This is a genomic window from Streptomyces sp. NPDC090108 (genome assembly GCF_044747185.1).
In the GTDB taxonomy this organism is placed as follows: domain Bacteria; phylum Actinomycetota; class Actinomycetes; order Streptomycetales; family Streptomycetaceae; genus Streptomyces.
This window is the reverse complement of sequence record NZ_JBIVDQ010000004.1, coordinates 30865-44354: the sequence shown is the minus strand read 5'-3', so window position 1 is coordinate 44354 and position 13490 is coordinate 30865. Positions and strand designations below refer to the sequence as shown.

The window sequence follows — 13490 nt, the reverse complement described above, 5'->3', positions numbered from 1 at the left end:
CCTTGGCCCATGAAGAATCCGCGGGCCGCCGAACGGCTCTGTCATGCGACCGGTCTGGTCCTGATCCTGTCCGGCCTGGTCCACCTGGTGGTGTTCGCGGCCGACGGCGGCCCGTGGGACGGGCCGGTCTCCTGGCGCAAGCCCGTCACGTTCGGGCTGTCCTTCGGGGTGACGCTGATCTCGCTGACCTGGGTCACGTCGTATCTGCGGGCCGGGGCGCGGACACGCACGGTGCTGCTCCTCGTGCTCGCCGCGGACTGCGTGGCCGAGGTCGGCGGGATCACTCTGCAGGCGTGGCGCGGGGTGCCGTCCCACCTGAACATGGAGACGCCGTTCGACACCGCGGTGTCGATGACGCTGGCGGTGGGCGGCGGTGTCCTGGTGGTGGTGCTCACGGTCTTCGCGGTCGCGGCCTTCAGGTACCGGCCGGAGGGTCCGGCCGGCATGGCGCTCGCGGTGCGCACCGGGTTCGCGTTCCTGCTCGTGGCGCTGGCCTCGGGCGCGGTGATGATCGCGCGCGGGGTCGTCCTCACCCGCACGGGCCACCAGGAGGCCGCCTATCACTCGACGGCCCCCTTCAAGCCCCTGCACGGGGTGAGCCTGCACGCCGTACTGGTGCTGCCGCTGCTGGCCCGGCTGCTGGCGCGCACCTCGTGGCACGAACGGACGCGCCGGCGGATCGTCGCCGCGGCGGCCGGCTGCTACGGGGCGGCCGTCGCCGGGGCGGGGGTGTGGGCGGCCCTGACGTACTGATCAGGCCTCCTCCGGCCGATCAGGCCTCCTCCGGGGCGCCCTGCCGCTCGCGTGCCCGCCGGACACGGGCGAGCAGCCCCGGGCCGCCCGTGCGGCGGGAGCGGTGGCCGAGCACACGGGGGTCGTCCGTGACGGCGTACCGCTTCACGTAGGCCCCCAGGAAGGCCTGGAGCGTGGCGGCCGCCGGGATGGAGATCAGGGCGCCGACCGCGCCGAGCAGCGCGGTGCCGGCGATCACCGAGCCGAAGGCGACGGCCGGGTGGATGTCGACGGTCTTGGACGTCAGCTTGGGCTGCAGCATGTAGTTCTCGAACTGCTGGTAGATCACGACGAACACCAGCACCCACACCGCGTACCAGGGATCGACGGTGAACGCGATCAGCATCGGCAGCGCGCCCGCGAGGTAGGTGCCGAGGGTCGGGATGAACTGCGACACGAGGCCGACCCAGACTCCGAGCACGGGCGCGTACGGCACCCCGAGCGCCTGGAGCAGGATGTAGTGCGCCATCCCGGAGATGAGCGCCATGAGGCCGCGCGAGTAGAGGTAGCCGCCGGTCTTGTCGACGGCGATCTCCCAGGCGCGCAGCGCCTCGGCCTGGCGGTGGGGCGGCAGGACGGAGCACAGGGCGCGGCGCAGCCGGGGGCCGTCGGCGGCGAAGTAGAACGAGAACAGCATCACGGTGAGCAGCTGGAAGAGTCCGCCGAGCACCTGGGCGGACACGTCGAGGACGCCGGCCGCGCTGTTCTGCGCGTACTTGCGCAGCCAGTCGGAGTGGAGCAGGCCCTCCTGGACGTCCACCCGCTTGAGGCGCATGTGGAACGACTGGTTGATCCAGTTGATCAGCGAGTCCAGATACTCGGGGAATCCCTCGATCATCTTGATGATCTGGCCGGCCAGCATCGACCCGAGCAAGGTGATGAACCCCGCGGTGAGGATCGTCAGGCCGAGGAAGACCAGGAAGGTGGCGAGCCCCCTGCGCATGCCGCGGGACGCCATCCAGCTCACGGCGGGCTCTATCGCGAGGGCCAGGAAGAACGCGATCAACACGTTGATCAACAGCCCGGTCAGCTGATGGAAGGCCCAGCTGCCCAGCTGGAACGAGGCGACGAGCGCGAGCGCCAGCACCATGGCGCGCGGCAGCCAGCGCGGCATGCGGTCGGTCCGGGCCGCGCCGTCGGCGGAGGGCTCCACGGACGGCGTCGTACCGGTCGGGGAGTCTGCGTGCCGGTCGGCCGGCTCGATGTCGTCAGTTCGTGCCACGGGCCAAGTCTCGCGCACCGCGCGCGATGCTCGGTGCACGCCGGCCGTCTCCGGTGCCGTTCAGTGCTTCTCGCCCGGCACGTCCATGACCGAGCAGACCACGCGCCAGACCTCCTTGGCCTCCCAGCCCGCGTCCAGCGCCTCGTTCACCGTGCGTCCGCCCAGCTCGGACATCACGTGATCCCGCGCGAAGGATTCGGCATAGCCGCGCCCGAAATGCTCCGCCATCCGCTGCCAGAAGACCGTCAACCGCATGAAGTCTGCTCCATACCCGCTATGACCTGCATATTTCTCACCTCTCACGCCCTCGCGCGAGCGTCAGGGGGACTCCAGGAGGTTCGCCGCTCACGGAATCCCCACCGCACCGAGCATCCACGGCGGCGCGGCCTCGCGTACCCACGTCGGACATGAGGTGCGTGTATACGCAGAGTAGAGCCAGGGCCGGTGCGTCCGAGCCGGCGGGCGCGGGGGACGATCGACTCGCCGGATTCCATCATGAAGAGATCAGCACAAGGATCAGAGGCGGCGGAATGGGAACCTTCAACAGACTTCACCTGATTCGCCAGGTCGATCTGTTCACGCTGCGTCTCTTCCTCTCCGCGATCGAGGAGGAGCAGATCGGCCGGGCGGCCATCCGGGAGAACATCGCCGCCTCGACCGCGACGAAGCGCATCCAGATCCTCGAGGACATCGCGGGCATCCAGCTTCTCGACCGCGGGCCGAAGGGGGTCACCCCGACCCCGGCCGGGGCGGTGCTGGCGCGGTACGTCCGCCAGATCTTCGGCAGCCTCGAAGACATGCGCTCCGAGATCGCCTCCTTCACGGAAGGCGTACGCGGAGAGCTGGCGATCGCCTCCGCGCGCACGATCTTCGTGCCGTTCCTCGCGCGAGAACTCGGTGACTACAGTCGCGAGTACCCCCTTGTCGATCTGGCCGTGCACGACATCGAGAACGCCGACATCCCCCAGCACGTGGCACACGGCGAAGCGGACATCGGCGTTTTCGCGGCACTGGGGGAACTCGACCTCGACGGTGTCGACGTGAAGCCTTATCGGGAGGACCGCCTGGTGGCCCTCGTCCCGCGGGATCACCGGCTGGGCACGCGGTCCGACGTCACCTTCCAGGGCCTGCTCTCCGAGGACCTGATCGCGGTCGCCTCGATCCTGCCCAGCCTGCGCGCGGCGGCCCGCCGGCTGGACCAGGTGTGCGAGCCGAAGTTCACCGTGCGGAGCGCGGGTGTCGCGATGAGCCTCGTGCGCGCCGGGCTGGGGGTGTCGGTGCTGCCCGAGTGCCTGGTCACGCAGGAGGTCCTGGCCACCACGGCCGCGGTGGAACTCGCCGAGCCGTGGGCCGTGCGCCGGATCCACATCGCCACGGCGGCCGGACGCGCCCTGAGCCCGGCCGCCGAGGCGTTCCTCGGGCAACTGCTCGACCGGCCGCGCGACGACGCGCGGCCCATGAGCTTCTTCTGAGCGCCACGACGCCGAGGCGGGCCGGACCTCGGCCCTCGTGAACGGGGCGGCTCCGGAGGCCCGACGGCCACCGGAGCCGCCCCGTCGCGCCCTGCCGGTCGCGGGCAGCGCGCACGCACGCGCTGCCGCGTCGCCGTGCGGACGCCGTGGACCTCAGACGCTGCGGAAGATGGTCTTCTGCTCCAGGTACGGGTCGAGGCTGCCGGGGCCGAGTTCGCGTCCCATGCCGCTGTTCTTGACGCCGCCGAACGGTGCCTCCATGGGGAAGGAGGAGCTGTTGACGCCGATCGTGCCGGTCACGATGCGGCGTGCCACCTCGGTGGCGTGCTCACGGTCCCGCGAGAAGACGCCGCCGCCGAGGCCGTACTCGGAGTCGTTGGCGATGGCGATCGCCTCTTCCTCGTCCTCGTAGGGGATGACCACGAGGACCGGGCCGAAGATCTCCTCACGGGCGATGCGCATGTCGTTGGTGACGTCCCGGAAGACGGTCGGCTCGACGTAGTACCCGCGCGGGTGGGCTGCGGGACGACCGCCGCCGACCACGGCCTCGGCTCCCTCCTGCCGTCCCAGTTCGAGGTAGGACTCCACACGCTCCCGCTGGCGTGCGGACACCAGCGGACCGAAGAGGTTGGCAGGGTCGGCGGGGTCGCCGAGCGGGATCTCGCTCATGGCGGTGGCGACCGCGTCGACCACTTCGTCGTACCGGGAGCGGGGGGCGAGCACCCGGGTCAGGGACCGGCAGATCTGGCCGGTGTTCGGCGAGCACGCCGTGGCCACGAAGGGCTTGAACGCCTCCAGGTCGACGTCCTCCAGCAGGATCGCGGCGGACTTGCCGCCCAGTTCGAGCGTCACGCGCTTGAGGTCCTGGCCGCAGGCGGCGGCGATGGCCTTGCCCGCGACGGTGGAGCCGGTGAAGGCGATCTTGCGTACCAGGGGGTGTGCGACGAGGGCGGCGCCGGTCTCGCGGCCTCCGGTCACCACGTTCACGACACCCGCGGGAATGCCGGCCTCCGCCACGATCTCGGCGAAGAGGAAGGCATCGAGCGACGTCTCCGGCGCCGGCTTGATCACCACGGTGCAGCCCGCCGCGAGCGCGGGGCCGATCTTCCACGCGAGCAGCGGCTGGGGTCCGTTCCAGGGGGTGATCGCGCCCACGACGCCGACGGGCTCGCGCCGTACCAGCGCGTCGCCGACGGACGTCTTCAGCGGCTCCTCCTCCGCCATGCCCTCGGCCAGGGAGGCGAAGTAGCGGTAGTTCGCCGGCACCTGCGACTGCATGGCCCGGGACACGCTGATCGGTGTGCCGTTCTGCCGCGTGACGAGTGCGGAGATCTCCTCGGTGCGCTTCTCGTAGACGTCCGCCAGCCGGCGCAGGTGAGCGGCTCGCCCGGCGAACCCGAGCGCGGCCCACGCACCCCCGGCGGCGGCAGCGGCGCGTACCGCGGCGTCGACGTCGTCCGGGTCGCCGTCGACGATCGATGCGAACGCCTCTTCGGTGGCGGGGTCGACGACGGAGATCCGTGCCGCCGAGCGGGCGGGACGGAAAGCGCCGTCCATGTAGTGGGACTCGTGCTTGATGACCACTTTCGGAAACCTTTCTCGGATCGACCGATCCTTTTCTCTCCATCTCAGCCTCCCGCAGCGTCGGAAGAATGTGCAGGGTAGGGATTCGTACCCCCCGGGCAGGCTCCGATTTCCCTGCGGCGAAGTGCCGGTTCGTAGATTTTCACTTGGATTGCTCTTGAGGCGGTCCTAGCCTGTGACCAGCGACAATGTGGCTGCACGGCAGTCGAGAGAAAAGGAAGAAAAGTGCAAGGAATTACTTTCCCCGGTGACCGTCGTGCGGTTCTTAAGGATTTCCCCGACCCTGAGCCCGGACCGGGAGAGGTCGTCGTTCGTATGCGCGCCTCCGGTATGTGCGGAAGCGATCTGCACTTCTACCGGGGTACGGCCTCTTTCGGCGGCGGCCCTGACATGATCCAGGGGCACGAGCCCTGCGGCAAGGTGCATGCGGTGGGCGCGGGCGTCACGCCGGACATGGCGGCGGTCGGCGACCGGGTCATGATCCATCACTACTGGGCGTGCGAGACGTGCGACCACTGCCGTTCGGGCTGGCCGCAGATGTGCGACGGCGGAGACGTGCACACCCTCTGCATCGACGAACCGGGCGGTCACGCCCCCTACATGGTGGTGCCGGTCCGCACACTGCTGCCGCTCCCGGACGGGCTCAGCTTCAAGGCGGGCGCCGCGGTCGGATGCGGCACCGGAACGGCCTGGGGCGGTCTGAAGCGGCTCGGCGACCTGGGCGGCGCCAACCTGGTCGTCCTCGGACAAGGACCGGTCGGCCTGTCCGGGACCATGCTGGCCTCGGCTCTCGGCGCCCGGGTCATCGGCGTGGACATCAACGACGCGCGGCTGGAACGGGCGCACGGGTTCGGCGCGAGCGATGTCGTCAACTCCGCGACGGCCGACCTCACCGAGGTGATCCAGGACCTCACCGGCGGCCGGGGGGCGGACCTGGTCCTGGAGACCTCCGGCAGGGCCAACGCCGACGCGCTGAAGATCCTCGGCAAGTGGGGACGCGCCTGCTTCATCGGACTTCCCGGGGACGTGAGCTTCCGCACCGAGGACGTCTTCAGGAACCAGTGGACCCTCATGACCTCCTGGACGCTGTCCTCGATCGAGCAGGGCCGCTGCGCCGACTTCATCGCCTCCCGCGAGCTGCCCGTGGACGACCTCTTCACCCGGAGCTGGTCGCTCGACCAGGCCGCCGAGGCATACGCGTGGTTCGACCGGCAGACGGACGGCAAGGGCGTCTTCGAATGGTGACCCACTACGGGCGGGCGGTTCTGCGTGCCGCCCGCCACGGCTTCCGGGTGGGACGCCCGCTGCAGGACCCGCGGGCCCTGCTCCGCGTGGCCGCGGGCATCGTCCTCGGCACCGCCGTCGGCTGTGTCCTGGACCAGCAGATGCTGTGCGTGGGGGCCTGGCTCGCCGGCCTGTGCGCGATGGTCCCCCACCAGCGCCACCGGCTGGGCGTGTCGGCCGCGAGCACGGTGCTTCTGTCCGTCGTCGGTCCGACGATCGGTGTCTTCGCCCACGGCATCCCGTGGCTGGCCTACGTGCTGGCGTTCCTCGGCGTCTTCACCGGCGGCATGCTGATGGCGTTCGGGGTCGGCCTGGGCATGAGGGCCATCATCATGACCGTCCTGACGGTGGCGCTGGCCGACCTCTCACCCGGCGTCTCCACCGGCCTGACCGTGGTGAAGTGGCTCGCCCTCGGCGGCGCCCTCGGCTGGATCTGCCAGCTGCTCCCGCCCTACGACGCCCGCTTCGCCGGCCGGCGCCGGGCCGTGGCCGCGCTCTACGAGGCGCTCGCCGCCGCCGCGCGCGTCCACGCGGAGGGCGGCGCGGCTCATCAGCCCTGGCCCGGTCCACTGCTGGCGGCCCGGCAGTCCCTGACCGGACTGCCTCGCTCCGCCCGCTCCAAGGCCGCTCCGCTGTTCGCTCTGGTGGGCGAGGCCGAACGGATCGCCCGGTACATGCGGGCCGTCGAGCTGTCCACGGATGTGGCGTCCGAGGCCCGCGGAGCTCACTTCGCCTCGGCCGCGCGTGTCCTCGCCTCGGTGGCCTCCGCCGTACGGAGTGGACGGCCGCCCCTCGCGACGGCGGGGGACGGGTCCGAGGGCCCGGTGCCGGCGCACTCCGGCGACCCGCACGCGGACATCCTTCTCCGCCGTCTCACCGCGGCCCTCACCGAAGCCCTCACCGAAGCCCTCACCGAGGCCGAACGGCTGGTGCGCGTGCGGGGCGGCGGTCCGTCCGACGGCGCCTGGCAGCACACCGAACTGTCCCTGCTGCACACCGGTCCCGGTTTCCTCGTCCGCGGACTCCGGCGCCTGCGCGCGGAGTTCACCTGGCGCTCGCCCGTCCTGCGGCACGCGCTGCGCCTCGCCGCCGCGTCCACTGTCGCCGAGGCCGTCGGGCACGCCACCGGCGACTGGGGAGGTCTCGGCGAGCCGAACCACGCCTTCTGGCTCTTCCTGACCACCGCGATCGTCCTTTTCCCCACCTTCGAGCACACCTTCAGCCGGGGCATCAGCCGCAGCGCGGGCGCGATCGCCGGCGGTCTCATCGGCTGGGCCCTGGCCCTGCTCCCCGGCGACCGCGCGCTCCACTACGCCGTCCTGATCGTGCTGCTCTTCCTCTACCTGGCCTTCCGCAGCACCGGTCAGCCGCTGATGATCATGTGGATCACGGCCTGGGTGTCCTGCCTCGGGGCAGGCGGCAGCAGCGCGTGGACCCGGACCGCCGACACGGTGATCGGCGCCGCCATCGCCATGGCCGTCCAACTGCTCACGCCCACCTGGCACAGCGACGCCCTGCCCGGCCTGCTGAGCCGGTGGATCCGCGTGGAGGGCCTGCGCCTGGGCACTCTCGCGCACGCCTGGGCCGACCCCGCCACCACCGATCCGGCCCTGCTGGAGCGGCTCGGCCACGAAGCCCGTACAGCACGCCAGGCGTTCACCGAGGCAGCGGAACACGCGGAGTCCGAGCCGGTCCATCACCTCGCCCGCTGGAGCGGACCGGAACTGCGGCTGCTGTGCGGGGCGGTGCACGAGGTCGCCAAGGGTGCCGCGCTGCTGACCGCCCGCCTGCCCGGACCGGAGATGCCGGGCGTACCGTCCGCCGCACGGTACGCGCGTCGCCTGCACGGGCTGATGGCCGAACTGGCCACGGCGGCGGGGACCGGCGCGCGTCCGCAGGACGGACTCACGGCACGGTTGCACGACGTCTTCGGTGCCGAGGCAGCGGACCCCGGGCCGGCCCGGCACCCCGGCCACGACGTTCCGGAGGTCTTCGCCCGCGTCACCCTTCGCGTGGAGGACCTGTCCTCGGCAGTCGGTGGGCAGAGCGCCCGGGAAAGCCGGACCTCGGTGCGAACGGCCGCCTGAGAGAAACCATTCCACCGCGTACCGGCGGTCCGGCCGAGAGCCGGACCGCCGGTACGCGGTGTGCGGTGTGCGGTGTGCGGTGCGGGCCGCCTCCCTCAACCGGTGGGCGTCCGCCGGGTCCGGGCGGTCCAGGAGGCAAGGATGCGCAGCCCGTCCTGGGAGGGGCTGCCGGGTTCGGCGGTCAGGGTGACGAGCTGCTGATCGGGATCTCCCGGGCAGGTGAGGGTGTCCCAGTGGAGGGTGAGTTCCCCGGCCACGGGATGGCGCAGGACCTTGATCCCCACGCCGTGCGCACTGAGGCGGCCTTCTCCCCACCACTGCCGGAAGTCCTCGTCGTGGACGGACAGTTCACCCACCAGATCGGCCAGCCGTGGGTCCGTGGAATCGCGGACGGCTTCCAGGCGCAGTTGTGCGACGGCGGCGCGGGCGGTCCCCGCCCAGTCGACGTACAACCCGCGCAGGGCGGGGTCGGTGAAGACCAGTCGTACATAATTGCGTTTTCGCACCGGCAGTTCGGCGAAGTCCGTGATCAGGGCGGCGGCCGGCGGGTTCCAGGCGAGGATGTCCATCCTGCGCCCCAGGACGAGCGCGGGGGTGTGCACGAGTTCGCCGAGCAGGCGCCGCAGCTGAGGGTGCGCCCGCTGCGGCGCGGGCCGACGGCGGCGGCCGGGGGCGTCTCCCGCGAGCCGGTGCAGCTGTGCGCGCCGGGTGTCGTCGAGGTGCAGTACCCGGGCGATGTCGTTCAGCACCGACAAGGACGCCTGGACGCGGCCCTGTTCGATGCGGGTGTAGTAGTCGACGCTGATGGCGGCGAGTGAGGCCACTTCCTCGCGTCGCAGGCCCTCGACGCGCCGCCGGCCGCCGCAGTCGGGCAGCCCCACGGCTCGGAGGCTGAGCTCGCGGCGGCGTGCCTTGAGGAACGCCCCCAGCTCCTGGGGGTCCGGCTTGCCGTTCACGAAGGCACGCTTCTCCTTTCCGGTTCGGTGCGCGCGGGGCGATGAGGCGCGGGACCCCGGTGACGAGTGCCGTCACCGGCCGGGGTCCCGCGGCCGTTTCGTGTGATCAGGCGAAGTGCGCGCCGAACCAGGCGAGCATCCGCTCCGGGTTCTCCGGGAAGTAGTTGTAACCGTCGAAGCGGCGGGTGGTTCCCTCGATCCAGAGCAGCTCCTTGTCCTCGGTGGCGAGGTTGTCGAAGATGCCCTGGACGTCGGCCGGCGTGGTCGCGGAGTCCTGGTGGACCTGGGCGACGAGGGTGGGGGTGGTGACGTCCTTGGCGTACTCCAGCGGAGACATCTCGTCGATGTCGAAACCGGTGAGCGTCCTGATCTCCCGCGAGAACCCCTCGATCCCGCCGGGAATCCCGTTCGTCGCCGTCTCGGCGAGCGCGCGCAGCGACACCGGCTGGACGGCCACCAGGGCACGCACGCCCTCGAACTCCTCGGGGTGCCTGGACATCGCGACGATCGTGGCGTCCGCGCCGAGGCAGCGGCTCAGCAGCCCGATACGGGAGTTGTCGACGCCCAGGCGCTCACGGCCGTACCGCAGGGAGGCGACGACGTCGCGGTACTCCAGGAGCCCGATCCCGCAGACGCCGCCGTCCGCCGCGTCGCTCTCGCCGTGGTTGCGCAGGTCGTAGGCGAGGACGTTGTAGCCCGCGTCGTGGAGGTTCTTGTAGTCCGGCAGGAAGTTGATCTCGAAGTCGGCGAAGGGGGTGGCGTACTCCTCCAGGTGCCCGGGGTAGCCGTAGCGGTTGCAGGGCGAAGGGTGGTTGGCGATGACGAGCTTGTCCGAGTCGGCCGGGATGAACCAGCCCTCCAGGGCCGTGCCGTCGGACGCGGTGAACCGCACGTCCTCGTACGTCAGCCCGTACTCGTCGGGGCGTCGCACGACGGGGGTCCGCCGGGCGAACGCGAGCCCGTGTGCCAGCGCGGAGACGAATTCTTCCGGTGTGGCCGTGGTCATGATCAGAAAGCTCCTGGATCCGGGGGTGAGCCGAGGCGCTGCCGGGTCCGCGCGGAAGGCGCGAGCCGGGCAGCGGGGCAACGGGTGCGAGCCGGGGAGGCATGGCCGGGAAGCCGTGGTGGGCGCCGGGCCGACGTGCGGGAAGGCTGACGATCTCGCCGGAATCCCGTAGGTGGCCCCTGGTCTCGCGGTGCCTTTTTCACTGAAACACGGGGTGCTTCCACCGGGCCATAGCGCTGCCAGGTACAGAACTCGGCCCCCCAGGGGCGGATCCCTGCGCGAGACGGCGCCTCAGGAGTTCCCGGTGCTCCCGGTGCTCCTGGATTCCTGCGCGGACGGCGCCTCAGGACCTTCCGGTGCTCCCGGAATCGGGTGCGGCCGGACGCGTGGCGGCCCAGGACGCGAGGAGGCGCAGTCCGTCGTCCGAGGGCGAACCAGGCTCGGCGGTCCATACGGTGAGCTGCTGATCGGAGTCGGCGGCGGAGCCCAGGCTCTCCCAGTCGAGGACGAGGTCACCGGCCACGGGGTGACGGATGGTCTTGGTGCCGAAGGCGCGGTGGGCCACATGGTGACCGGCCCACCACTGCCGGAAGCGCGGGTCCTGGACCGAGAGTTCGCCGACGAGTGCGGTGAGACGCGGGTCGTCGGGATCGCGTGCGGCTTCCATGCGCAGGAAGGCGACGCAGTCCCGCGCGAGGGACTCCCACTCCGCGTACCGGCTCCTCATCACGGGGTCGGTGAAAACCAGCCGTACGTAATTCCGCTGCTCTCGCGGATACCGGGAGAAATCCGTGAGCATGGCGGCGGCGAGGGGGTTCCAGGCGAGGATGTCCATGCGCCGGCCGAGGACGACGGCTGGAATGTCGGAAAGATTGTCGAGCAGCCGCTGTATCGGCGGCCTGACATTCTGCCCCTTTTTCCGCCGGGGAGACGAGTTCGCCTTGCCTGCCAGCTCGAACAGATATTCCTGCTGGTCGTCGTCCAGGCGCAGGATCCGCGCCAGGAGATGCAGGACCGAGGTGGACGCCTGGATGCGCCCCTGTTCGAGGCGGGTGTAGTACTGGGCGCTGATGGAGGCCAGCTGGGCCACCTCCTCGCGGCGCAGGCCGGGCACCCGCCGCGGACCGCCGCTTTCGGGCAGCCCCACGGCCGCGGGGGTCAATTCGGCCCGCCGGGCCCTGAGGAACCGACCCAGCTCGCTCCGGTTCACCTCCGTGGCCATGCCTGCCATATTACTGCCGCGGCCCGGTCCGGGCGGTTCGCCCGAAGGGGTAGAGAACCGTACCCGGCACCCTCCCGATGCCGACCGGGACACCGGGTAAAAGGGGGTACGGATTCATACCCTGGAACACTCCGCTCTCTCGTGCCAGGCTGCAATTGCCACACGGCATCGAGATATCCCTGTCACCCGGATCCGATCCCCAGGAGATGCGTTCACGTGGAAACCGTGACCTTCAAGAACAAGAACATCGACGTCGCCGCCGACATCTACTTCCCGCCCGGCTTCGACCCGGAGCGCAGGTACCCGGCGATCGTCAGCGCCCACCCCATCGGCAGCTGCAAGGAGCAGACCTCCGGCACCGTCTACGGCAAGCGGTTCGCCGAGGCCGGGTACGTCGTCCTCGCCTTCGACGCCTCCTTCCAGGGCTCCAGCGGCGGCGAACCGCGGCACGTCGAGGACGCGACCTGGCGCGTGGAGGACTTCCGCTGCGCCGCCGACCATCTCGTCACGCTCCCGTACGTGGACGAGGACCGTATCGGCGTCTTCGGCATGTGCGGAGGTGGCGGGTACACCTGGACCGCCGCGATGACGGAGCGGCGCTTCAAGGCGGTCGCGACGGTCACCGGGGTGAACATGGGGCGTCTGATGCGCCAGGGCGACATGTCGCCGGACGCGGCCATCAGGACGCTGGAGGCGATCGCCGCGCAGCGCACCGCCGAGGCCCGCGGGGGCGAACGACGCGTGGACGGCTTCCTGCCGCCGTCGCCGGAGAAGGCAGCCGAACTCGGGCTGGTACCGCCGCTGCACATCGACATGGCGGAGGCGACCGAGTACTACAAGACGCCCCGGGGCGCCGCGCCCAACGGAACGAACCTGTCGCTCCTCTCCTCCATGGCGGCCACGGTCGGCTACGACGCGTACCACCTCGCGGAGTACCTCCTGACGCAGCCTCTGATGCTCGTCGTCGGCAACAAGCCGGGCGAGTTCGGCGCGTACCGGGACGCCTACACGGTCTTCGACCGCGCCCGGTCGCAGGACAAGGAGATCGTGGTCATCCCCGATGTCTCCCACTACGACCTGTACGACAAGCCCGAAGCCGTGGAGCCGGCCCTCGCCGCACTGATCCCCTTCTTCGACAAGCACCTCTGATCCCGCGCCCGGTCGGGAACGGAGAACGGGCCCGGTCAGGACCGTAGAACGGGCCCGCGGAGCAGCGGCCACACCCTCGCCGCTGCTCCGCGGGCTTCCGGCCGCCGTCGCACCCGTCGGCGGCCGCCTGCGACCGTCCGGTGGGTTCCAGGGAGTCCGCGGAATTTTTTTCGGAACGCGACAACCCCGGGTGGGGCCGCACGTCTGGTGGGGTGAAGGGCGGTTACCGGGACGGGATTTCCGGTCCCGGGGCCTCCCGACCCTCAGTGTTGTCCCCGAACTCTCTGGAGTCGTTTCCCATGCGGCACAAGCGCGCCACGAAGTCGAACAGTTCCCTGCGCACCTGGGTGCTGGGGTCGGCTGCCGGTCTCGCCCTGGTGGCGGGCGGCGGCATCGCCGCCCAGGCGGCCACCGCCGTCCACGCGCGCCCGGCCACGCCGGGCACGTCGGCACCGGCCGACCCGAAGCCCGTACCTTCCGCCCCGGGCACGCACACCTCGTCCGACACCGACCCGACGCCGGTCCCGGGCGACGAGAACGGCAAGCCCTACCCGCACCCCGTCCCCTCCGCCCCGGGCACGCACACCTCGTCCCACACCCGGCCCAGCCCCGTTCCCGGTGACGAGAACGGCAAGCCCTACCCGCACCCCGTCCCCTCCGCCCCGGGCACGCACACCTCGTCCCACACCCGGCCCAGCCCCGTTCCCGGTGACGAG

General features: G+C 71.0%; 11 protein-coding genes and 1 pseudogene. 6 read left to right on the top strand and 6 right to left on the bottom strand.

Features of this window, described 5'->3' with window-relative positions; genetic code table 11:
* The first annotated feature begins 9 nt into the window (after nucleotides 1-9).
* Nucleotides 10-753 (top strand): hypothetical protein, encoded by a 744-nt coding sequence (locus ACIPRD_RS15315; protein WP_401563236.1) that lies wholly within the window; start codon nucleotides 10-12, stop codon nucleotides 751-753.
* Between the two features lie 19 nt (nucleotides 754-772).
* On the opposite strand, the gene ACIPRD_RS15310 is transcribed toward ACIPRD_RS15315, so the two are convergent.
* Nucleotides 773-2014 (bottom strand): AI-2E family transporter, encoded by a 1242-nt coding sequence (locus ACIPRD_RS15310; protein ID WP_356406915.1) that lies wholly within the window; start codon nucleotides 2012-2014, stop codon nucleotides 773-775.
* A 60-nt stretch (nucleotides 2015-2074) separates the two neighbouring features.
* The gene (locus ACIPRD_RS15305; RefSeq protein WP_356406918.1) at nucleotides 2075-2269 is read right to left on the bottom strand and encodes a DUF3046 domain-containing protein; all 195 of its coding nucleotides are present in this window, start codon (nucleotides 2267-2269) and stop codon (nucleotides 2075-2077) included.
* A gap of 275 nt (nucleotides 2270-2544) precedes the next feature.
* Here ACIPRD_RS15305 and ACIPRD_RS15300 point away from each other — a divergent pair, with 275 nt between their 5' ends.
* Nucleotides 2545-3486, top strand: coding sequence for a LysR substrate-binding domain-containing protein (locus tag ACIPRD_RS15300; RefSeq protein WP_356406921.1), 942 nt, complete (start codon nucleotides 2545-2547; stop codon nucleotides 3484-3486).
* 153 nt (nucleotides 3487-3639) lie between these two features.
* On the opposite strand, the gene ACIPRD_RS15295 is transcribed toward ACIPRD_RS15300, so the two are convergent.
* Nucleotides 3640-5070, bottom strand: coding sequence for an aldehyde dehydrogenase (locus tag ACIPRD_RS15295; RefSeq protein ID WP_356406924.1), 1431 nt, complete (start codon nucleotides 5068-5070; stop codon nucleotides 3640-3642).
* 225 nt (nucleotides 5071-5295) lie between these two features.
* Between ACIPRD_RS15295 and ACIPRD_RS15290 the strand changes: the two genes are divergently transcribed.
* Both ACIPRD_RS15290 and ACIPRD_RS15285 read left to right on the top strand, forming a co-directional pair.
* Nucleotides 5296-6315: a zinc-binding dehydrogenase gene (locus tag ACIPRD_RS15290; protein WP_401563233.1), complete on the top strand. Its 1020-nt coding sequence runs from the start codon at nucleotides 5296-5298 to the stop codon at nucleotides 6313-6315.
* Nucleotides 6309-8441 carry an FUSC family protein gene (locus tag ACIPRD_RS15285; protein ID WP_401563231.1) on the top strand — a complete coding sequence of 711 codons (2133 nt, stop codon included), beginning with the start codon at nucleotides 6309-6311 and terminating at the stop codon, nucleotides 8439-8441. Before ACIPRD_RS15290 ends, ACIPRD_RS15285 begins: the two co-directional genes overlap by 7 nt.
* 95 nt (nucleotides 8442-8536) lie before the next feature.
* Here ACIPRD_RS15285 and ACIPRD_RS15280 read toward each other — a convergent pair whose 3' ends face one another.
* The 3 genes from ACIPRD_RS15280 to ACIPRD_RS15270 all read right to left on the bottom strand — a co-directional run bounded on the left by ACIPRD_RS15280 (nucleotide 8537) and on the right by ACIPRD_RS15270 (nucleotide 11625).
* A complete protein-coding gene (locus ACIPRD_RS15280; protein WP_401563230.1) occupies nucleotides 8537-9397 on the bottom strand; it encodes a helix-turn-helix domain-containing protein in 861 nt (286 codons plus the stop codon).
* Nucleotides 9398-9503: 106 nt separating this feature from the next.
* Nucleotides 9504-10403: an alpha/beta hydrolase gene (locus ACIPRD_RS15275; RefSeq protein ID WP_356406934.1), complete on the bottom strand. Its 900-nt coding sequence runs from the start codon at nucleotides 10401-10403 to the stop codon at nucleotides 9504-9506.
* Between the two features lie 343 nt (nucleotides 10404-10746).
* On the bottom strand, nucleotides 10747-11625 hold the full coding sequence (locus ACIPRD_RS15270; RefSeq protein ID WP_356406937.1) for a helix-turn-helix transcriptional regulator: 879 nt from the start codon (nucleotides 11623-11625) through the stop codon (nucleotides 10747-10749).
* A gap of 216 nt (nucleotides 11626-11841) precedes the next feature.
* Between ACIPRD_RS15270 and ACIPRD_RS15265 the strand changes: the two genes are divergently transcribed.
* Together ACIPRD_RS15265 and ACIPRD_RS15260 are read left to right on the top strand one after the other, a co-directional pair.
* Nucleotides 11842-12774 carry an alpha/beta hydrolase gene (locus ACIPRD_RS15265; protein WP_356406940.1) on the top strand — a complete coding sequence of 311 codons (933 nt, stop codon included), beginning with the start codon at nucleotides 11842-11844 and terminating at the stop codon, nucleotides 12772-12774.
* A gap of 299 nt (nucleotides 12775-13073) precedes the next feature.
* Nucleotides 13074-13490: pseudogene (locus tag ACIPRD_RS15260) on the top strand (hypothetical protein); the annotation flags it as partial.

Excerpts from the sequence above, each read along its gene's own strand:
- ACIPRD_RS15315 (WP_401563236.1), top strand. The coding sequence starts at position 10 with ATGAAGAATCCGCGGGCCGCCGAACGGCTCTGTCATGCGACCGGTCTG.
- ACIPRD_RS15305 (WP_356406918.1), bottom strand. The coding sequence starts at position 2,269 with ATGCGGTTGACGGTCTTCTGGCAGCGGATGGCGGAGCATTTCGGGCGC.
- ACIPRD_RS15300 (WP_356406921.1), top strand. The coding sequence starts at position 2,545 with ATGGGAACCTTCAACAGACTTCACCTGATTCGCCAGGTCGATCTGTTC.
- ACIPRD_RS15285 (WP_401563231.1), top strand. The coding sequence starts at position 6,309 with ATGGTGACCCACTACGGGCGGGCGGTTCTGCGTGCCGCCCGCCACGGC.
- ACIPRD_RS15275 (WP_356406934.1), bottom strand. The coding sequence starts at position 10,403 with ATGACCACGGCCACACCGGAAGAATTCGTCTCCGCGCTGGCACACGGG.
- ACIPRD_RS15270 (WP_356406937.1), bottom strand. The coding sequence starts at position 11,625 with ATGGCCACGGAGGTGAACCGGAGCGAGCTGGGTCGGTTCCTCAGGGCC.